15 protein-coding genes are annotated in these 21183 nt (G+C 44.3%); 8 read left to right on the forward strand and 7 right to left on the reverse strand.

The annotated features are described in order from the left end of the window. The first annotated feature begins 136 nt into the window (after positions 1-136). The 4 genes from BACCELL_RS16205 to BACCELL_RS16220 all read left to right on the forward strand — a co-directional run bounded on the left by BACCELL_RS16205 (position 137) and on the right by BACCELL_RS16220 (position 5466). The gene (locus BACCELL_RS16205; protein ID WP_044153934.1) at positions 137-1798 is read left to right on the forward strand and encodes a glycoside hydrolase family protein; all 1662 of its coding nucleotides are present in this window, start codon (positions 137-139) and stop codon (positions 1796-1798) included. 393 nt (positions 1799-2191) lie between these two features. Beyond that, a complete protein-coding gene (locus BACCELL_RS16210; protein ID WP_007213009.1) occupies positions 2192-3220 on the forward strand; it encodes a L,D-transpeptidase in 1029 nt (342 codons plus the stop codon). Between the two features lie 87 nt (positions 3221-3307). Beyond that, entirely contained in the window at positions 3308-4018 is a 711-nt protein-coding gene (locus tag BACCELL_RS16215; RefSeq protein ID WP_007213010.1) for a murein L,D-transpeptidase catalytic domain family protein, read from the forward strand. A 98-nt stretch (positions 4019-4116) separates the two neighbouring features. Beyond that, positions 4117-5466, forward strand: a complete 1350-nt coding sequence (locus tag BACCELL_RS16220) for an MATE family efflux transporter (RefSeq protein ID WP_007213011.1) — start codon at positions 4117-4119, stop codon at positions 5464-5466. On the opposite strand, the gene BACCELL_RS16225 is transcribed toward BACCELL_RS16220, so the two are convergent. The 7 genes from BACCELL_RS16225 to BACCELL_RS16255 form a co-directional block, all read right to left on the reverse strand. After that, positions 5420-7447, reverse strand: a complete 2028-nt coding sequence (locus BACCELL_RS16225) for a glycoside hydrolase family 97 protein (RefSeq protein ID WP_007213012.1) — start codon at positions 7445-7447, stop codon at positions 5420-5422. The two genes, BACCELL_RS16220 and BACCELL_RS16225, sit on opposite strands and share 47 nt — an antisense overlap. Beyond that, the gene (locus BACCELL_RS16230; protein WP_007213013.1) at positions 7444-7866 is read right to left on the reverse strand and encodes a CBM35 domain-containing protein; all 423 of its coding nucleotides are present in this window, start codon (positions 7864-7866) and stop codon (positions 7444-7446) included. The genes BACCELL_RS16225 and BACCELL_RS16230 overlap by 4 nt, the downstream gene beginning before the upstream one ends. Then, entirely contained in the window at positions 7867-9258 is a 1392-nt protein-coding gene (locus BACCELL_RS16235) for an alpha-galactosidase (protein WP_052309559.1), read from the reverse strand. Positions 9259-9276: 18 nt separating this feature from the next. Then, positions 9277-10149: a SusF/SusE family outer membrane protein gene (locus tag BACCELL_RS16240; RefSeq protein ID WP_007213015.1), complete on the reverse strand. Its 873-nt coding sequence runs from the start codon at positions 10147-10149 to the stop codon at positions 9277-9279. Between the two features lie 201 nt (positions 10150-10350). Beyond that, positions 10351-12081 carry a RagB/SusD family nutrient uptake outer membrane protein gene (locus tag BACCELL_RS16245; protein WP_044153935.1) on the reverse strand — a complete coding sequence of 577 codons (1731 nt, stop codon included), beginning with the start codon at positions 12079-12081 and terminating at the stop codon, positions 10351-10353. A 27-nt stretch (positions 12082-12108) separates the two neighbouring features. After that, positions 12109-15123 (reverse strand): SusC/RagA family TonB-linked outer membrane protein, encoded by a 3015-nt coding sequence (locus tag BACCELL_RS16250; protein WP_007213018.1) that lies wholly within the window; start codon positions 15121-15123, stop codon positions 12109-12111. A gap of 203 nt (positions 15124-15326) precedes the next feature. Then, positions 15327-16922 carry a DUF6377 domain-containing protein gene (locus BACCELL_RS16255; protein ID WP_225979524.1) on the reverse strand — a complete coding sequence of 532 codons (1596 nt, stop codon included), beginning with the start codon at positions 16920-16922 and terminating at the stop codon, positions 15327-15329. A 238-nt stretch (positions 16923-17160) separates the two neighbouring features. On the opposite strand from BACCELL_RS16255, the gene BACCELL_RS16260 reads away from it, so the two are divergent. The 4 genes from BACCELL_RS16260 to BACCELL_RS16275 all read left to right on the forward strand — a co-directional run bounded on the left by BACCELL_RS16260 (position 17161) and on the right by BACCELL_RS16275 (position 21178). Continuing rightward, complete coding sequence (locus BACCELL_RS16260; protein WP_029327791.1) at positions 17161-18126, forward strand: tyrosine-type recombinase/integrase; 966 nt, start codon at positions 17161-17163, stop codon at positions 18124-18126. A gap of 372 nt (positions 18127-18498) precedes the next feature. After that, on the forward strand, positions 18499-18873 hold the full coding sequence (locus tag BACCELL_RS16265; RefSeq protein WP_007213021.1) for a hypothetical protein: 375 nt from the start codon (positions 18499-18501) through the stop codon (positions 18871-18873). After that, entirely contained in the window at positions 18873-20171 is a 1299-nt protein-coding gene (locus tag BACCELL_RS16270) for a DUF3575 domain-containing protein (RefSeq protein ID WP_007213022.1), read from the forward strand. Before BACCELL_RS16265 ends, BACCELL_RS16270 begins: the two co-directional genes overlap by 1 nt. A 20-nt stretch (positions 20172-20191) precedes the next feature. Continuing rightward, a complete protein-coding gene (locus BACCELL_RS16275) occupies positions 20192-21178 on the forward strand; it encodes a DUF5119 domain-containing protein (protein ID WP_242577677.1) in 987 nt (328 codons plus the stop codon). Positions 21179-21183: the final 5 nt, after the last annotated feature.

The raw sequence follows: 21183 nt of genomic DNA on the forward strand, positions 1-21183 counted from the left end.
TAGAATTGAAACCTTGTAATCTCTGTTTACGTAAAGGTTTACGTACCTTTTTGCTTTCTTTCCTTTTCCTTTTACATGCAATTCTCCTACTTTTGACCACATAAATCTGTTTAAAACCAATTCTAATATTATATTTATGGAAAGAAGCCTCTTTAAATTTGCTCTACTGGGAGTCATGTTCTTGATCAGTCATTCCTCTTTTTCACAAATAACGGAACGGGAACGTCCTGCGGAATGGAAACAATTAGTGAAAGGCGCCCGCTTTATGGATCGCTTTCTGCCGATGAAGGGAAATGTACTTTCCTCCGATACATGGGGTGCTGACTGTGTGCTTCCACGTTATGTAGATAATGGCATTGAAGACGGTATCTGGTCCTATTGGGGTGGAAATATCCGAAAAGGCGAAGATGGTAAATATCATCTATTTGTCTGTGGCTGGCTGGAATGTTCACCTAAAGGACACATGGAATGGCCTAACTCATACGTATTTCATACCGTAAGCGATAATCTGACAGGGCCTTTCAAGCCTGTTCGTATCATAGGTAAAGGGCATAATCCTGAAATATTCCGTGCTAAAGATGGCCGGTATGTTGTCTATGTAATTGATGGACGTTATGTATCCGATGATCTGAATGGAAAATGGGAATATGGAAAGTTTGATTTCAATGCACGCGACCGCCGTATTATCGAAGGCCTGTCTAATCTTTCATTTGTCCAGCGTGAAGACAACTCTTATGTGATGGTCTGTCGTGGTGGTGGTATCTGGGTCAGCAGAGATGGATTATCGGAATACAATCAACTGACCGACAAACGGGTTTATCCGGATGTGGACGGTCGGTTTGAAGATCCGGTAATCTGGCGCGATCATATTCAGTATCATCTGATTGTTAATGATTGGCTGGGACGTATTGCTTTCTATCTTCGTTCGAAGGATGGAGTGAACTGGGTGGTCGATCCGGGTGAAGCTTATATGCCGGGAATTGCTGTACATGCAGACGGACAAGCGGAAGACTGGTTCAAATATGAACGCCTTAAAGTGTATCAGGATAAATACGGACGTGCCATTCAGGCTAATTTCGCAGTAATCGATACGCTTAAAAACGAAGATAAACCTTTTGATCACCATAGCTCAAAGAATATTAGTATTCCCTTGAATCCGGGATTGTTGCTTACCATATTGGACGAGAAACCTATCACCTCGGGTACAAAAACAATTCGTGTGAAGATACAAGCGGAAGAAGGCTTCAATCCCCAGACAGATATAGATGTGAATTCCTTGCGTTTCGGTGCTTCTGAAGAAGTGAATTATGGCAGAGGCTGTCAGGTATTGACCACAGAAAATGCGGGCAAGGATTTGATTGTAACTTTCAATGGCAAAGGAAATGGTATCACTAAAGATGAATTTGCCCCGAAGTTGATTGGAAAATACAAAGACGGAAGAATACTTTACGGGTATGCGCGTTTGCCATACATTGATTATATAGAACCGATCCTTTCAGCTCGTGCCCCAGTCTTTACCAAATCCGGAAAGGGACTGGAATGTACAGTGGAAGTACAGAATTTCGGTCAGGTAGAATCGAAGAAAGCATTGGTGGAAGTAGGGTACAAAAAGGAAGGGAAAACAATAAAAGTAGCTTCCGGTATGGTTCCGGCATTGAAGCCTTATGAAAAAACAGACATATTACTTTCTGCTAAAGATAGGTTTGAGGAAGGAAAGGAATATGATTTGATAGTAACACTCTCTTCCGGCAAAAAAGTATTGTCAACATTTAATCTGAAAAAGAAAGTATTGGAGTAATTTGAGAAAGCTATCTGTTCCAATGATTTGATAAGGGGATAAATATTCCGCTTACAAGGTATTAACTTCCTGTCGACAAGGTATCAACTTCTTGTCAACAGGAAGTTAACTTTTTGTATGCAAGGAGTTGAGATCTTGTAATATGTTGATAAATAGATTCTTCCTGTTTTGCTCAATCCTGATATAAAAGATTCTGTTCGTAAGCGGATGATTGAAATTATACCGTCAATATCTTTCGGAAGCTTCCATTAAATTCCTATCTTTGCGAAAACCCGTATTACCTGAATGAGGTGAAACGATACTTGATGTTACTTCATTATGTAATTGATTTCTATAAAGAGTCAACAATAACAGGCGGGTAGTCGTTATTAGGTTATAGTTAAATTTCATTTTATGAAACATTTCGTTCTTTTTGCCTGCGTGGCTGTTGGTTTGATTTTTGCCGGATGTCGTAACCGGCAGGAACCACCTGTGCCGGTAGTTGTGCAGGAGGCTGAACCTAAGGATACGGCTGTGCTGGAATTTCCTCATCCTAAAGAAAAACAGTTGACCGCTGCCGATATTTCTCTTACCAAAGAATTGCTCTATGACCAGCATACCCTCGAAGATACCTATCCATATAAGGATACGGTACGCTCTTTCAAATGGGATGTCATCCGGAACTGTCTGGCCTATATTGAGAATATGCAGCGCGATACTACTGCAAGGTGGGTGGTGTTGCAGAATTATAAGAATCTGAATAAAGAAGCTCCCCTGGTACGTAAGTTCGTGCGGAATGTGTACCGCCGTGTATCTGATACATTGGGCGTGGAGCGCTATCAATCGGTGCCGCTGTATCTGCCCGCTGATACGTTGGTGCCCGAACGTTATGGTAGAGATGGTACTATCGCTTATCTGAAAGGCGAGGAAGGAAGTTTTTACCGGATATTACCCGCCACTTTTGAAGAAGAATGGCTGGCGCCACGCAGTTATCTGAAACAATTGCCGGATAGCACCGTCTTTAATCATGTGATTTTTGTAGACCGCCTGGATCAGAATATTACTACCTTGGAACATGTCTCGGAAGGTGAGTGGAAGATACGCAGCATGAATCCTGCCACTACCGGAATGCATGCTCCACCTTATGCTCAGGAAACCCCACTGGGAATGTATCTGCTTCAACAGAAGAAAACGCGTATGGTGTTCCTGAAAGACGGTTCGGCGGAGACAGGAGGCTATGCCCCCTATGCCAGTCGTTTTACGAACGGAGCTTATATTCACGGAGTGCCGGTGAATGCACCGCGTACAAGTATGATTGAGTATAGCTGGTCGTTAGGGACTACTCCACGTTCGCATATGTGTGTACGCAATGCCACTTCACATTCCAAGTTCGTTTTCGATTGGGCACCTACCGAACGCTCTTTGGTTGTGGTGATTGAATAGTGAATCCTCATTTTTAACTATCTGTGTGATAGGTGTCTGGAGAAAAAAATGTAATTTAGCCGCCGTTATTTCTCTGGCTAAAGTTTTATGTTGCGATTTATTGTATTCATTTTATTCTTGTTTCTTCCTTGTACCTTATTTCTGGGCGGCAAGTCGTCAGATAGCACTCCTGATTCTGCTGAAAGGGCTGCTGTATCTGATGTTGAGGCTTATGCGAGCTTATACCGTTCCATGCAGTTGGGAGGAGTTGTTAACTGGAAAGCTTTCCGGCAGGCTGTAGCAGGTTATTATAAAATAGACAATCGCAAACGGGAGGTGTTGACATTGATAGACTTTTCCCGTCCTTCTACCGCAAAACGTCTTTTTGTATTTGATATGAGGGAGCGTAAAGTACTTTTTTCATCGGTTGTTTCCCATGGAAAGAATAGTGGTGATAACTATGCCACTTCTTTCTCCAACGAATATGGTTCCTACAAAAGTTCACTGGGGTTCTATCTTACAGAATCTACTTATCAGGGAAAGAATGGGTATTCGCTTATTTTGAATGGTTTGGAAAAAGGAATCAACGACCGGGCTCGTGAGCGTGCCATTGTGATGCATGGGGCGGCTTATGCCGATCCTTCGGTAGTCAGCCGAGGAGGACGTTTGGGAAGAAGCTTTGGTTGTCCGGCTGTTCCGCAAAAACTTTCCCGTCCTATCATTGATGCCATCAAAGGAGGAAGTGTGATGTATATCTATGCTGAAACTCCCGAGTACCTGGCACATAGTTCAGTTTTGAAAGGTGCGGACGGACTGTAGTTTAATTCTTTTCATGGCGAAGCATATTTTTGATGTTTGTCAATTCCTTTAATCTTATCTTTTTTTACCTTTGCGTGCAATTTTCAGAGGATTAATTTATGGCAACATCAAGAGAAATGACGGCAGGACGCGCATTGCCGTTGATATTCAATTTCACTATGCCTCTGTTGATGGGAAACCTGCTACAACAGACATACTCTCTGGTCGACGCGGCAATCGTAGGTAAATTCTTGGGCATTAATGCACTGGCCTCGGTTGGAGCAAGTACTTCGGTAGTTTTCCTTATTCTTGGTTTCTGCAATGGATGTTGTGGAGGTTTCGGTATTCCTGTGGCGCAGAAATTCGGAGCGCGGGATTATAGCACGATGCGTCGTTATATATCGGTCAGTTTGCAACTGGCGGCGGTGATGTCGGTGGTGATTGCGGTGGTTACGAGTATTCTGTGTGGGGATATCCTGCTGATGATGCGTACACCGGATATCATATTCCAGGATGCTTACTATTATTTATTGATAACGTTTATCGGAGTTCCCTGTACTTTCTTTTATAATTTGTTGTCCAGCATCATTCGTGCTTTGGGCGATAGTAAGACGCCTTTCTGGTTTCTGCTGTTCTCTGCTGTGCTTAATATTTTGCTTGATTTGTTCTGTATCCTGGTGCTGGATTGGGGAGTGGCAGGGGCTGCCATCGCTACGGTCTTTTCACAAGGTGTGTCGGCTGTGTTGTGTTATGGATATATGATGCGCCGTTTTGATATATTGCGGGGAACACCGGATGAACGGAAATTCAACGGTGCTCTGGCACGGAGATTGATGTATATCGGTGTACCTATGGGATTACAATTTTCGATTACCGCTATCGGAAGCATCATGTTGCAAAGCGCCAATAATGCATTGGGAACTGCTTGTGTTGCGGCTTTTACGGCTGCCATGCGCATTAAGATGTTCTTCATGTGTCCGCTTGAAAGTCTGGGCATTGCTATGGCTACTTATACCGGACAGAATTATGGTGCGGGCAAGCCCGAACGCATTTGGATGGGAGTAAAGGTAAGTGCGTTAATGATGATTATTTACTGGGCATTTACGTTCTGCGTATTGATGCTGGGTGCACGTACGTTTGCCTTGCTTTTTGTGGAAGCGTCTGAATTGGAAATATTGAAGGACACGGAGTTGTTTCTGCATATTTCCGTGTCCTTCTTCCCGGTTTTGGGATTGCTCTGTATTCTGCGATATACCATTCAGGGAGCGGGATATACCAATCTTGCTATGCTTTCCGGAGTTTCCGAAATGATAGCACGTGTGCTGGTCAGTCTTTATGCAGTGCCTGCTTTCGGCTATCTTGCGGTCTGCTTCGGTGATCCGACGGCATGGATTGCGGCTGTCCTGTTCCTGGTGCCGGCATTTATTTTTGTATATCGGAGGTTGCTCCGGATGAGGAGAGAACAGTGAGTATAATTCCCGTACCTCCTCCCGGTGCCTGTGCTATTTGCAGGGTCGATTCACCGGTTACTTCCTGTTCTTCTATTATCACTGGGTATGGGTTGGTACGATAATCAGCCTTATCTCCATCTCTGTAGATAACAGCCTTATATCGTTTTCCTTTATCCAGAAAGGAGAGGGGAAGTTGCATCTCCCGAGGTTGTTCATTAGTGATGCTTCCTATAAACCAACGTCCGCTGCTTCCGCGTTCTTTACGGGCAATTGTCACATATTCGCCTATTTTTGCCTCGGGTACTATGGTCTGTTCCCAAGTAGTAGGGCAGGTGGTGATAAATGAAAACGGTTCAGGGTTCCGTTCGTAGTTTTCTATTTCATCGGAGGCCATTTGCAGGGGACTGTATAACACAACGGATAAAGCCAATTGTTTGGCAAGCGTTGTTTGTACACGCGTCTGAGGCAACACCGGATTTTCGAAGCGGAAAGTGCCGGGGGTGAAATCCATGGGACCTGCCAGCCCACGGGTGAAGGGGATGATGGTAGTGTGTACGGGAGGATTGCCGCCATCTTTGTCCCAGGCATCCCATTCCTGCCCTCGTACACCTTCTTGTGTCATCAGATTGGGGAAGGTGCGTTGCAGTCCGGTGGGCATCACGGGTTCGTGATTGTCAATCATAATATGCTTGTCGGCTGCCAGTTCAATAACTTTCCGGTAGTGACGTACACCAAACTGGCTGCTGTGTCGCTCTTTGCCATCCAGCAGTTTGCCTACATAGCCTGTTTTGACTATTTGCACGCCGTGATCTTTATATAAATTGAAGGCTGCTTCTAGTTGGTTTTCATAATCAGATACCCAGCCGTCCGTTTCATGATGGCCGATAAGCGTCACGCCTTTGGAAGCGGCATAGTCGGTGATCTGTTTCAGGTCAAAGTCAGGATAAGGTTCGGTAAAGTTGAAATGATAAGTATCCCAACCTTTGTTCCAACCTTCAATAAGTACTCCCTGAAAACCGTGTCGGGCGGCAAAGTCTATATGCCGCAGTGCATTGGCAGTGGTAGCGCCGTGGCGTGGGCCTGTGTGCCAGGTGTGTTTATGCATGTGGTAAGTCCACCAGATTCCAATGTATCTTCCGGGTTGTATCCAGGATGTATCCTGAATGCGGCAAGGCTCGTTCAGATTCAGCATAAGGCGTGACAGGAGTAAATCACCTGCGTTTTCAGCAACAATCATCGTACGCCAGGGAGTGACACCGGGAGCTTTCATAAATACTTTTTCTCCCGTAGACCATGGAGTGAGATTGGCTTTCAGGGTCATACTACCTTCTTTAGGGATAAGATTCATGGCTGCATAATCTGTTAGATTGGCTTCATGGATGCTCAGGAAAAGTCCGTCATTGGTTTCCATAGTGAGCGGTGTGCTTACCCAACCGAGTTTACTGACAGGAGATGCCTCGTAGAGTGCTTCATAAAAATGTGCTTCGTAAGGTATGGACCAGGCTTTATGATCACCGGTCAATGCAAACTCTGTAAGTTCATCCATGATCACAAAGTCTTTTAATGCTTCCTGTTCCGGAAATTCGTAGCGGAAGCCGAACCCGTCATTGAACAGCCGGAACACAACATTGAATTTTCGTTTGGGGGTGGATGTTTTCTGTACGCGAATGGTCATCTCATGATAGTTGTTTTCCACAATCCGGTCTTCTCCCCAGATTTGTTCCCATGTCCCGCTGAATGAATGATGAAGAGCTTCAGTTATTTCCAGATGGCCAGCAAGTGTATCTTCTTTCAGGATAAACCCGAGGCGTGACTTATCGAGTATGGGCTTTCCATTTCGTGAGAGTTCATAATAGAGTTTTCCGTTTTCTGTTTCTACATGCAGGCAGAGATTACCATCGGGAGAACTTACAGAGAATTGCGATGCCGGATTGCAACCTGTGCAGAGGAAAACGATAAAGCTTACCCATAACAGAGAATAATTAGGAAGTCTTTTCATGATTTCTTTCTTATTTTTATATAGTCCAGTTCAAAGCATCCGCCTTTGGACGTACTGTTCTGAATGATTATATAATTAATACCGTTTTGCAGGGATATTTCTGTCTCTGCAGTTTGCCAGGCTGTTTTGTCAGCCTGTACAGGAAGTTGCAACAATTTCTCTATCGCCATATCATTGACGATAATCAAAGCCGCTGCGTCTGTTGCTCCTGTATTTCGATATCTGATTTCCAGCGGATAGTCCCCTGTTTGGGGAACTTCCACTGTAAAGAGTACATTGGCGCCGGAGTTTTCAAGTCCTGTGACGTAGCCGGCACCACTGTAAGTATTCTCTTGTTTACCATTGTTATCCTGTCCGGAATCGGATTCCTTGCAGGATAACAGGAGACAAGCCATTAGTAATAGATTGTAGTACTTCATTTACTTGATTGATTTTGCTCCACCCCTTACGGAAGCTGTTTCTGCTTCTATTTTCAAGGTCTTGTGTTGAATACGGATTACTTTACATTCATGGGGTCGCAATTCTACAGTGTATGTTCCCGACATACCTCCCAAGTCTTTGCGTTCCCATAAATCCCGTACATTGACGGCTTGCCCGTCTTCAATGCCCAGTTCACGACGGAAGTCAATGCTGCGTGTCTGTGGAGTACTTTCACGGTTGAATAATCCTACCACCCAATCTCCGTTAGGCAACTGGCCGATCCATCGGGAACTGTTTGCTGCATCCCGAAAGTCGTAACTCAATGGTTTGGCGGCAAAACCGAGACTGTTCAACTCGTTCATTTCCGGATTCTGGTAAACCCAGGCGTGATCTCCAATCGTATCATACTGGTCGGCAATGGCAAGTGCAGAACCTCCCATAATCATCAGCGAGAAAAGGAAGCGGCGTTCGTTGTCATTTGCCAGTTTATTCATACGCATAAAGTCACCGTCCAGTATCATTTGCCCTCGTGCACCGACATCGGCAAAACCAATGAATCCGTCGAAAGCATTACCGAATTGCGGCCAATGGTCTTTCTGCTGCCCGCGGCGGCGGTTGCTGACAAAGTCCCAGTCACCGTCGAAGCAGTCATCGTCAATGCGTATCATATCCCCGTATTTCAATTCCGTCTTGGCATGATTATAACAATGAGGCATCACAAGACTGAGGAAAAGATCATCTCCGGCAGCTTCGGCAATCCATGCCAATGCTTGTTCGTAGCGGCGGGTGCCATAGTTGGTTTCATAGTTTTCCAGGAAATCTATGCGAAGATAGGTGACACCCATTTCCTTGAAATAGCGGACATAATTCTGAATCCATTCTTTGGCTCCCGGTTTATCCACATCCACCCAATACAGAGGATCGTTGAACGATTTGTATCCCACAATGTCTCGGGTATGGTAAGAAGTTCCTTTTACAGGCAGATTCTGTTCATAGGCGGCACGGGTCAGCCACATGGGGTTGTAATAGACTCCCATCTTCATGCCCCGTTCTTGCAGGTATTTAGTCCAGTAGCTGAAACCGTTTTTCCAGTCACTGTTGTACTTGGTGATATAGCCGTTCTCATTGACGGTTTGTGCAGCTTCTATCCATCCGTCGTTGCAGATCATGTCGTAACCGTAGGGTTTGAAAGTCTTCTCCATCCAGTCGATGTTTGCTTTCCAGCGCTCCTCACTGAGAGGAACGTTGGTTACAAAACACTCTTCGTAGGCAATCCAGTATCTGGGTCCCGTACCGTGACGGGTGAAGGGACTGTCCCGGGCTATGGAAGACTGGGGACAGGATGATAAGAATAAGGCTGCAAAACCTAATAGTAACTTCAAATGGTTCATAATGGTAAAGTTTGGGGGTTAATTCACTTTTTCTACTTTCAGTTTCAGAGTTTGGGTATTTACGGTTAACTTGTATTTGCCGTCCGTTCCTTCGGGAATACCCCAGAAGTGGTCGCGCAGGTTACCTTCCATTTCTGAACATTTAAACATGGGGTATTCACCGGGTGTCACAATCTTGACGTTTCCGTTATGGTCTACACTTTCAGGCACCAGATAATTAACCTTATCCCAATCTCCCTTTTCAAGGCAGAATTTGAATTGCTTGTTTTCGTCACTGTAGATCAGGTTTACCTCTGCCGTATAGATTCCTTCTTCATCCGGATCGGGTGTTAGTCCGGTCGGATTGCCGGAGTCCCATCCGAATGCACTTCCTAAACCATAAATTGTCTTTATCTCCGGTTCCGGTTCTTCTGTTTCATCGCTGATCTTTTCGAGGGTTAGTTTCAGCTTCTTTACGTTTACTGTAATCCGATAGGTGCCATCGCTTCCTTCGGGTATTCCCCAGAAGTGGTCGCGCAGGTCGCCTGTCATTTCGGAGCACATCAGCATATCGTATTCTCCGGGAGTGATGACTTTCACGGCAGTACCATCATCTGTTGCGGTAGGTACCAGATAACGTACTTTGTCCCAGTCTCCCTTTTCGAGGATGAATTTGAATTGCTTGTTCTCTTCGGAGTATTTGATGACTTTATCTATGGTGAACGTATTCTGCTCAATCAACTTCAGTTCTGTGGGGACATTGGAATCCCAACTGAATATAGTGCCGAGTCCGTACAGTTGCGTGTAGTTTTCAACGGGTTCCACTACAACAATTTCTTTATCTTTCTCGCATCCTGCCAGTAGGGGGAGGAGGGCAAAGATGAATATAAGCTTATTGATTATTTTCTTCATGGTTATCTGATTTTAAATTGTAAGTTGTTATATCTGAGAGCCTTTCATCGGCATTTGAGTTCCCTTTGAGGAAACAGTTTGTTTCCCGGTGTGAAACTGGTAGTTTCAAGGCATGAAACTCCTGGTTTCAAGCAATGAAACTGTTGGTTTCTCGGTATGAAACTATTGTTCACCTAAGGGGATGTTTTTTACCGGTTCGTATTAATTATATCCCGGGTTCTGTTTCAGTGTATGATCCGCTCCCATCATATCCCGTGGGATAGGGAAGATATCCCAGTGTGAGTCTGCATCGGGCTTCTTGTCCCACCATTCTTCCGTACAGTACAATCCCCAGCGGATAAGATCAGTCCGGCGTCGTCCTTCGGCAAGGAATTCACGTCCCCATTCATCGTAAAGCTCATCTTGCGTCAGGGTTACTGTACCTTCGGGTTTGTACAGGTATTCTGCCCATGTATCTTGCGGATAGTTACGTTTGCGTACCGCATTCAGCAGTTTTGCAGCCCCGTCCACATCGTTTGCTTTGAACTTACATTCCGCCAGTGAGTAATAGATTTCCGCCAGACGAATTTCATTGTAATCGGCTTCGCGTTTACCCGCGTCTTCGTCACTGTAGATGGGATACTTCACAAAATGCCATCCGGAGTTATGGTCGCCGGTATTCATGTTTGAAGTGCGGTCGGCGGGAAGTTGATCCGGAGCGAGTTCGTGAAATACTCCTACCTGGTCGCGGATGTAGATTTCATATCCTCCTACGGGGGAAGTTACTTTCTTTTCGGTGCCGTCATCGGCGATATAAGGCAGGTAGCCATAAAGGAACATACCTTCACGGGTACTGTTGCCCAGGTTCTTATACATGGTCAGGCGATAATCTTTCGGATATTTCTTGAATTTGCTGACAAATTTACCGAGTTTGAAGTTGTATTCATTATTATTCAGGTCGAGACTGGGTTGCAAGGCATATTTGGTATTGAAGTCTCCTTGTTTGAAAGCACCGAAGTAGAAACGCGCATTGACAGGGACGGCCCACCAGTATGTATCACCCGAATAGTGCCAGTAACTACGCCCGTAGGACGACGGGAAAGCAAAGATGGTTTCGTTGCATTTATCGTTTGTCCAGTCGAAAACTTCGTCCCAGGTCTTTCCCAGTTCGTAGAAGCCATAGTCACCGTCCAGAATATTTTGGGCATAGGTGGCACATTCCGTATATTTAGAAGTGCCGGTCCATTTTTCTGCATTCAGATAGAGGCGTACTAACAATGCGGCTGCACCGGCTTTGGTCCATTGTCCTTGTGCTATCCCGTTTCCGGCATTACCATTTTTGGCAGGCAATGCTTCGATAGATGTCTTCAGTTCTGTTTCGATAAAACTGAACAGTTCCTGCGGCGTCACTTGCCCGACGGAGTTCTTGCTCTGATCCAGGCTGACAGCTAACGGTACATTGCGGAAAGCATCCAGCAGACGAATGTAGAACCATGCGCGTAATGCTTTGTTCTGCGCGATGAAGTTATCCATTTCCGGCTGTGACATATTGAATTTGGCAGGGTCCAGCTTTTGCAGGTCATCTATGACGGAATTGGCCTGCATAATTCCGGTGAAACAGTTTTCCCATTCACTTTTGATGGATTCATTGTCGGCAGCCCAGGTGTGGTAGTGCAGATATTGCCATTTGGCATTGTCATACCACCAGCCATCGCGTGCCCAGGTACCCAATTGATCGGCACAACACTCTTGCAAAACCTGGCGCGGTCCGATGCTGTAGAATCCATGTTCGAAGGGGCGGAATGTAGCTTTGATAATATCATCCTTTGTATTGTAATAGTTGGTAGACATAATTTGGTCGTATACCGTTTCCGTAAGGTCGGTGCATGCGCTGAGGGAGCCGAGAAGCAATGCTCCTGCCAGCGAACCGGTTAATATATTCTTGAGTTTCATATTTCTATTGTTTTTAAGGTTATACATTTAGAAGTCTAATTGAACACCGAACATTACCTGTGTAGTGGAGGGATAGTATCGGCGGGTACCTTCCGTACCGTTCAGGTTCACACCCGGAGTCAATCCGTTGGTCTGGTAAGTCGAAGGATCTACACCATTGAAACCTGTAATGGTGGCAAGATTCTTTCCGGTGACGTAGAGGCGGGCACTGTCCAGCCATTTGTTATTGATCTGGAAAGTGTAGCTCAGGGTTACCATATCGAGCTTCACATAGTCGCCGCGTTCAATGAAATAGTCGGTCAGCACATTCTTACCTTTCTTAATGGCCGCATTCTTGGTATATGCTTTTTTCAGCACATTGCTTTGCATACTGGGAATGCCCCAATAGAAGTCGTGTACATTGAAGAGGTCGAAGCCGAAAGCACCACGCAGGAAGATGGTCAATCCCCAGTTCTTATACGTCAAGGTATTGGTCATGGAAGCTGTGAACTTGGGAAGTCCGTTACCGGTTACCCGTTTGTCTTCTTCTTTGGCATCAGATATTTTAATCATCTCCGTATTGTCTTTGTTCCATACTACCCAGTCGCCATCGGCATCAATACCGGCATATTTCCAGGTGTAATAATTACCCAGGCGTTGTCCTTCTTCTATGCGTTGCAACTTGCCCGGTTGATTCGGACTTTCCATATTCGCCAGATCGTAATAGTTCTGTCCGGTGAACTCGTTGTTGGAGAATTTGAGGAACTTGTTCTCATTGGTGGCGCCTACCAGATTGACGGTATAGCTGAAATCTTTCATCTTCACCGCCTGGATATTCAGATCGACTTCAATACCGGTGTTGCGCATGGTACCTACATTGACAAAAGTGGTAGAGAACAAGTACGGAGGAACGGGCACATTGTAGTCGCCCAGCAAATCTTGTTGCTTACGGTTGTAGTAATTGACCGAACCGCTCAATATTCCTTTAAACATGCTGAAGTCCACGCCGATGTTCCAGTTTTTACCTTTTTCCCATTTCAGCCCCGGATTAGGATTCTTACCTGCACCCCATACGGTGAAGTACTGACCGTTGTAGTAGTAACTGCCGAAACTGCTCATGGTAGACAAAGACAGGTAATTGCCGAAATCCTGATTACCGGTTACACCGTAGTCACCACGTATTTTCAGGTCATCAATCCATGTGATGTCTTTCATGAAAGCTTCTTCGCTGATACGCCAACCGGCAGATACAGCGGGAAAATAACCCCATTTATTGTCATCTCCGAAGCGGGAAGAACCTTCGTATCTCAAAGAAGCGGTCATCAGGTAGCGGTTTTTGTAGTCATAGCTCAGGCGGCCGAAGAAAGCAATCAGTTTAGAATCGCTTTTGTTGGTACCCATTTCGTTGCGTCCTTCTTCCTTGGCCCATTCACCGGAACCGAGGTTGTTGTACAGAAGTCCGTCGGAAGAGAAATCCTTATTGGCGGCATTCAGACCTGAATTCTGGAAGTATTGATACGAGTAGCCTACCATGGCGCGGGCACGGTGTCCCTTCAATTCCATAGCGTAGTTGCCCAGCCATTCAAGACTATGCTGGCGGTACTTGCTGTAAGTGCGGCTGGCTTCTCCTTTATAGTCGTTCTTCATAGCCAGGCGGCTTGTGGAAGGACGGAACCAGTAGTCGAAATTATCCGATTGCTGGTCGGCAAAAGTCAGTTGCGTACTGAGGGAATGAATGGAATGACCATCTTTGGCGAGTAGGGGAAGTAAGTTTAGCTTCACAGTGGCATCCCAGTCCAATAGTTTGGTTTCACCACCGTTTTGTTCCAGCTTCAGTTCCTCTACAGGATTCCATAAGGCTTCCTGCCCGGTGAAGTCAGAATAAAGATTCGGATTTTCCGGATCAAACAGTGGGGTAGTGGGGTTGGCATCCATGGCTATCTTGAATGCATCCCAGGAAGAATTTTCACGGTAAGCGATACGCGGTGCGATATTTACGGAGAAATCTAACAGTCCGTTTTTAGTGGTATGGTTGATAGAGGCGCGTGCACCATACTCTTCGCGACTGGAACGTATATCGATACCGGTTGCATTGCGGTAATCCACACTGACGCGGTAATTACTCTGGCTGGTGCCGCCGGACAATGTGACGGTATGCTGGTGGGTGAAACCGGTACGGGTAATCTCGTCAATCCAATTGGTAGCTCCACCCAGATCACTGGTCGGATTGTTGGGAACACGGTATTCGCGGAACTCTTCGGCAGTCAGTTGGTCGAGTTCATGCAGAGGAATACTGGCGGTCAGCATACCATTATAGGTCGCATGGAATTTACCGTCGCGTGATCCCTTCTTGGTTGTGATGACGATTACACCGTTGCTACCTCGTGTACCGTAGATGGCGGAGGCTGCACCGTCTTTTAGAATATCCATGGAGGCGATATCGTTGGGATTGATATTCGTCAGGTTACCACCGGGAATGCCGTCGATTACGATCAACGGGCCCAATCCGGCAGCACGTGAGGAAATGCCGCGAATCTGGATACTTGCCTGGTTGTTAGGGTCGGCGGCAGCTGTGTTGGTTACGGATACACCGGCCACTTTTCCCTGTATCATCATGGAAGGATCCAGACTGCTGATATGGAGAAAATCCTTACTGGAGATGTGTGATACGGCAGAAGTAAGTTCTTTCTTATCCAGCGTTCCGTATCCGATAACGACTACTTCGTTCAGAGCCTGCACATCGTCTTCCATACGAATATTGATAGTCTTACGCCCGTCTACTTTCACTTCCTGTGTTTTGTAACTGATGAAGGAGAAGCGCAGGGAACTTGTGGGGCGGACGGTCAGCGAATATTTACCGTCGACATCAGTTATGGCTCCGTTAGTGGTTCCTTTTTCTGCAACGGATACGCCAATCAGAGGTTCATTGTTGGTGTCCGTCACTATTCCTGATACTTTGACTGTTGCATTTTGGGCGTTCAGTAATGCAGGGAGTAGGAAGAACATTCCAAGGAGTACATGAAAGTACATTTTCCAAGGATAAATCTTAGTTTTCTTTTTCATGGTACAATGATTTAAATGAATTAATAGGTTCAATGAATTTTTTCCTTGGGACAAATGTATTTCGTATAGGCGGGAGAAAAAAGCAATGAAGACGGGATATAGAATGATAAAAGGAGGAATACGTTGATATTCAAATCAATGCATTCCTCCTTCCAACGGAAAATTAAGGTCTGTTTTAGAGCCTTTTCAAAGATATTGCGGGGCTAAATTCCTTTCTTTATTTGCATAATGTATTCTTCGAACTCTTCTTTCGGTACAATTGTTTTTCCTTTTACCCGTGCCTTATATACATATATAGTATTAATAGATAAGTTGAGGAATTTGGCAATCCGCTCGTTTTCGGTTACTCCCAAACGAATCAGGGCGAAGATGCGCAATTCTGGTGGCAGGTTGCCTGCCTCATCCAGAATCACCTGGTCTTCCGGGCGGAAGAATTTATTGTATTCCGTCAGGAAATTCGGGAAAAGTTTCAGGAAAGTCTGGTCGAAGGATGAGAACATATTCTCCCGTTCGGACTTTATATCGAACTCTTTATGCGTGATTTGTAAATCATTGAATTGGCGTGCTTTCAATTTACGATCCTGCTTTTTCAGCAGATTCTCTACTTTGTCCAGGTAATCGGACTTGCCATAAAGAGACTGGAAGATATATTGGTCCTTAATCTCGTTGGACTCTTGCAGTTTTCCATTCACTTCTGATATTTCATTGAATTGCTGCTGAATGGATTGTTTGGCAGTTTTCAGCTTTTTCATCTGCTTATAAATGATGGACAGGGTGACTAAAAGAGAGATGACCAGCAGGCTCATTACCGCCAATGATATTGTAACTTCCCTTTTCCTTTCTTCTATCAGGGTGAGGCGTTGCTTCTCAATGATGGGGAGTATAGTGTTTATTTCCATCTTACGGTGTCGGGCATTGTAGAAGTTTGTTTCCTCCAGTGCTATCTGAATGTATCTGCTGGCACGTAATACGTCTCCTTTGCCATACAGATAACTCGAAAGTTCTTTTTTAGCAGTCGTTTCCCGGGTGGCGGAGCGTATATCCTGTATAGCTGATAGTGCCATGTAGTAAATGGCGTGTTCAAAATCTCCCATCCCTATGTACATACGTCCCAGCATGGAGTAGATGATTGCTTTTTCATGCGGACAAACGTCGTAATCATTCAGCATTTGCTTGTACATCTGTATTTTCTTCTCATTGTCACCTACACTGAATTTGAAAGCTTCTATTTTCTGGTGGTAGAAAGTGTGGTCGGGGGTATACAGTAGGGCGGAGTCACAGTAGAGGGTTATTTTCTTGTTGTAATCAGCATTGAAAGGAGTACCTTCATTGTAACTGCTCATATCGGAATACAATCTCATACAGAGCTGGTAGTATTCCGATTTAATGGAGTCCGGGGCATTTGCAACATGAATGGAACGCATCATGTCATATGCTTCTTTGAATAAACCGGTGGAAAGGTAACAGTAAAACAGGTTACAATCTGCCTGAATAGATAGATTCTTATCGGTCAGGCGGTGTGATATTCCCTCTGTTTGTATGGCGTAGGAGTAAGCTGAATCGTATTGATAAGTGATATATTCATTAAACAGACGGTTGCAAAGGTTATACTTTTCCTGCTGGTTCTTGACGTATCGGAATTGCTGTTTGATGTCTTCTAACTTCTTTTCTTTTTGCTGGTAGTAGATTTCACGGTGTTCTATCTCGCTATCGAGGACAGAGAGTATAGAATCCACACGTTCTTTGGCGGATAATCCAATAATCTGGCATAGGAGCAAGAGGCTGAATAGGTATTTCATGATATGATGTGGGTTAAGAAAGTACTGCAAAGTTAGAAAAATATTTTTTTTATCATCCTGCAATATACGTTTCTATTTTAATCTTCTGCAAATTCTTCTTCTTCCTGTTGGTGAGAGAGGTACTTTGGAACCTTTTTCCTTTCTTGCATGTTCCCTATCATTTTAGATACAGAAGCTGATTGCTTGGCTGATGAATTTCTCTTATTAGGATATGTTTAACTGTTTAAAAGAAGGATTTATGAATGAAGAAAAAATGAAGAGTTTCACTTCTTATATGTTTCATGTGATGGAGGAGTTGGAACTTGAGGAACGTTTTGGTACGTTGCACGTTTACCGGTATGCACTACGTGCCTTTACAGGTTTTGTAGGAGGTGGTGAAATCTTTTTCGGTGCTTTGTCGCGTCGGTCGTTGAAGTTGTTTGAGCGACACCTGCGCGACCGGCTTTGTAGTTGGAATACAGTTTCTACGTATACCCGTGCTTTGCGTGCAGTTTACAATCGTGCTGTCGATGCAGGGCTGATTGCTGGTGAATATCGTTTATTCAGTGTGGTGTTTACAGGGGTAAAATCTGAGCAAAAACGTGCTTTGAAAGCGGAAGAAATGCATTGTCTGTTGGATGCAAAAGAGTTACCCGGAAATATCCGCCAATCCCGTGACCTGCTTTCTTTGATGCTTCATCTACAGGGTATGCCTTTTACTGATCTTATCCATCTGCATCGGGATGATTTACGAACTGATCTTTCCGGACATACTCTTCTGACCTGCCGTCGACAAAAGACAGGAAGCGAATTGCAGGTTTCGGTTACCGATGAAGCAATGAAATTGATAAATTTGTATCGTAGCACTGACCCCACTTCACCTTATCTATTGCGTTTCTTAGATGGGAAACTGGGAGGAGAGGTCGTCTATCGTGAGTATTGCCGTCAGTTGCGCATATTGAATTATGGGCTTTTAAAACTTGCTTCATATTCTGGTTTGAAGGTACTGAAGGTAAGTTCATACACGGCGCGTCATACATGGGCTACGCTTGCCAAATACTGTCAGATACCTGAAGAGATGATTTCTGAGGGGTTGGGACATTCTTCTCTTGAAGTCACCCGAACTTATTTAAAAAGTTTTGAAGGTGGAGAAATGGCAAAGGCAAACCAGATGATAATTGATTACATTTATTCTGGAAAGAAAACGATGTGGAGTAGGGCTTAAATCTCTGTTACTCCGTAAGTAACAGTATACAAAGGTATTACTCCGTAAGTAACGGAAAATTGTTTCTACCACAAAGTTATGAGTTTTTTCTTTAAAACAAATAATTATTGATAAAATTAACTGATATTTCATAGAAAAACACGACTCTGGCAAGACAAACAACCGAAAACAGACATATTACGGTCTTCTTGACTATGAGAACACACATCATTCTCTCTATCCACGTTGCTACCTTTTACATGGACCTGTAATTTTTTACGCTCATTTTTACGTAATTTCATATTCAGATGCCCGCCGTGTCCCTATAACGCCTTATATTTCCTGTATTTGCGTGCTTCCGTTACTTACGGAGTAATAGCTAAATATTTGCTTATGTTGACAGAATTAACACAGACAGCTATTGCCGTTTTATGCGACATTTCTGCGGGTAGCCATCCCTATCGTACAGCTCAACTTCATATTGATCCTGAGTATTTGATTGGTATTTTGACAAAGTTAGAAACAGGAGGTTTGGTGCGTCATAGAGATACTTCTTTTGCAGATACTCTTTCCTCCTATGAGTTAGTCCGTCCTTATACGTCCATTTCTTTGCTTGATGTTCTGGAAACTCTCGACGAACATCTTAACTGCAATTATCCTACCAGTGAAGAAATGTATCAACAATATCGTGCAGCAGCTAACCGCTTGGGGATAATAAACCACATGACTCGAATTTATTTATCTGAAATCAAACTGAATGACTTGTAATGAGAAGGTTGCTGCATATATTTGTCTACAGCGTTTGCCTGTTGCAATTTCCGGCATTTGCAAGTATTGCCGATTCAGCAGGAATGAGAGTTGAAGTAAGCCAAACACTTACTAAATCCTTTCATGATAGTATCTGCCATAATTCCTTATTAGTACATTTCCGTTTCAATTGTTCATTGGTGGAATCTGATTATATGGATAACCTGCATGCATTGGAATGTTTTTCTGCTTTGTTTTCCGACAGCATTTCCGCTCTGTCTGTTGATACGATAATTATCACCTCTTGTGCATCGCCCGAAGGGAATGTCCAGCATAATTTTCGTCTGGCACGTCAGCGTGCTGTTAGTGTGAAGGAGTATCTCCTTTGGAAATATTCATATCTGAGTCAGGCTCGTATTCTTATTTATTCACGGGGGGAAGACTGGACAGGACTTCACCAGTCAGTAGAGCTGGATAATGATATTCCCAACCGGACGGAAGTGTTGCAGATACTGAATGAAGTGCCGGATACAGAGCGTTGTAAAGTGCTTTTGCAACATCTGAACCGTGGAGAAGCTTATCGGTATATTGATGCACATTTGCTTCCTCAGCTTCGCAATGCGGCAGTGTGCACCGTGAAGAGGAAAGATGTGAAACATAAAATGATGCTTTCTGTCGGTTCTTTGCCATATAAAACACAACATACTATATCTTCTCTCATACCCCATGAGGAGAAGGAGTTTCTTGATAAGTTCAGAATACCTGATAAGAAGTCCTTTTCTCCTTCCTTTGCTTTAAAGACAAACCTTCTGTTCGACCTTGCTCTTGCTCCCAACATTGAATTGGAATTGCCTTTTGGTAAATCTAACCGCTGGTCTCTGAATGTTGAATGGATATTTCCGTGGTGGTTGATTGATGATGACAAGTTTTGTTTTCAGTTGCTTTCCGGTAGTTTGGAAGGGCGCTATTGGCTTGGAAATCGTACAATTCGCCAGACTCTTACGGGACATTTCCTTGGCTTCTATGCAGGTGGAGGTAAGTACGATCTGCAATGGAAAGAGAAAGGATATCAAGGGGAATTTTATATTGCCTCGGGTATCAGTTATGGATATGCTGTACCTGTCGCTTCCCGTTTAAACCTTGAATTTAGCATCGGCATCGGTTTGCTAAGAACTGATTATAAACATTACCGGACTATCGATAATTACCGTACACTGCTTTGGCAAAATAGTGGAAACTATACATGGTTTGGGCCAACAAAAGGAAAAATCTCACTGGTTTGGTTGTTGGGACGTAAACAGAAAGGGAGGATGAAATGAGGGTGGTAGGTAATAGAAGGATGAAACTGATAGTTGATGAAATGGTGTGCATTATTCTGTGTAGCCTGTTATGGGGATGCGAACGCCGTGAATTGACCTACTATATGGAAGCTGAAGTTACTGTGACGGCAGACTGGAGTTGTGCGGGATTGGAAGAGGAAAAGGAGGAGGGTGCTACGTTAATCATTTTCCCGCAGGATGGTAGTGCTCCCCGTATCGTATTGACAGGTGAACGCGAGCATACTACTGTACGCCTACCTCTGGGTACCTATGATGCCGTGTTCCTGAACCGATCATTCACCGATTTCAATAATCTTCTGTTTCGTGGGTATGATGCCTTGGAATCTCTTGAAGCATATGCTAAAGATGTGGAGACGCGTGCATCTACGCGTGTCATTGTCTCTTCTCCTGATAAACTGGCTTCGGCTACAATACGAAACTTTGAAGTGACGGGTGAAATGCTAGGTAATTATGTTGCTCCGGTTTCATGTGACGTGAGTTCCGGCAATTCCTGTAAAATGCACTTCACGCCTATACCACTTGTCCGAAGGGTACAGGTGACATTGAATGTGAGAGGTTTAAATAATGTACGTAAGGTACGTTGTACATTGAACGATGTACCTCTCTCGGTTTTTCTTCACAACGGACATGCAGGTGAGGAACTGGGTAGTCAGGAGTTTACTGTTGAGAGCCCCGTCTATGAGGAAGGTTCATTCACTGAGGGTAAGTTGACAGGTATGTTCGATGTATTTAGCCTTGACCGTTTAATGTCACATTCAATGACGCTGAAAGCTTTGTTGGTAGATGGTAAGACGGTAGTGGAACAAGTGCTGACTGACGTAATTGTAAAAGAAAAAATAGATGACGTTGGGAGCATTACATTCTATATAGATGCCCCCATTCCTGAAACTATTCCCGATGTGAAGCCGGAAGGAAGTGCAGACTCCGGATTTGATGTGGATGTGGATGATTGGAAAGAGGATGAGGAAATAGACATACCGATATAAACAAA

It is taken from the genome of Bacteroides cellulosilyticus DSM 14838 (assembly GCF_000158035.1).
Classification (GTDB): Bacteria; Bacteroidota; Bacteroidia; order Bacteroidales; family Bacteroidaceae; genus Bacteroides; species Bacteroides cellulosilyticus.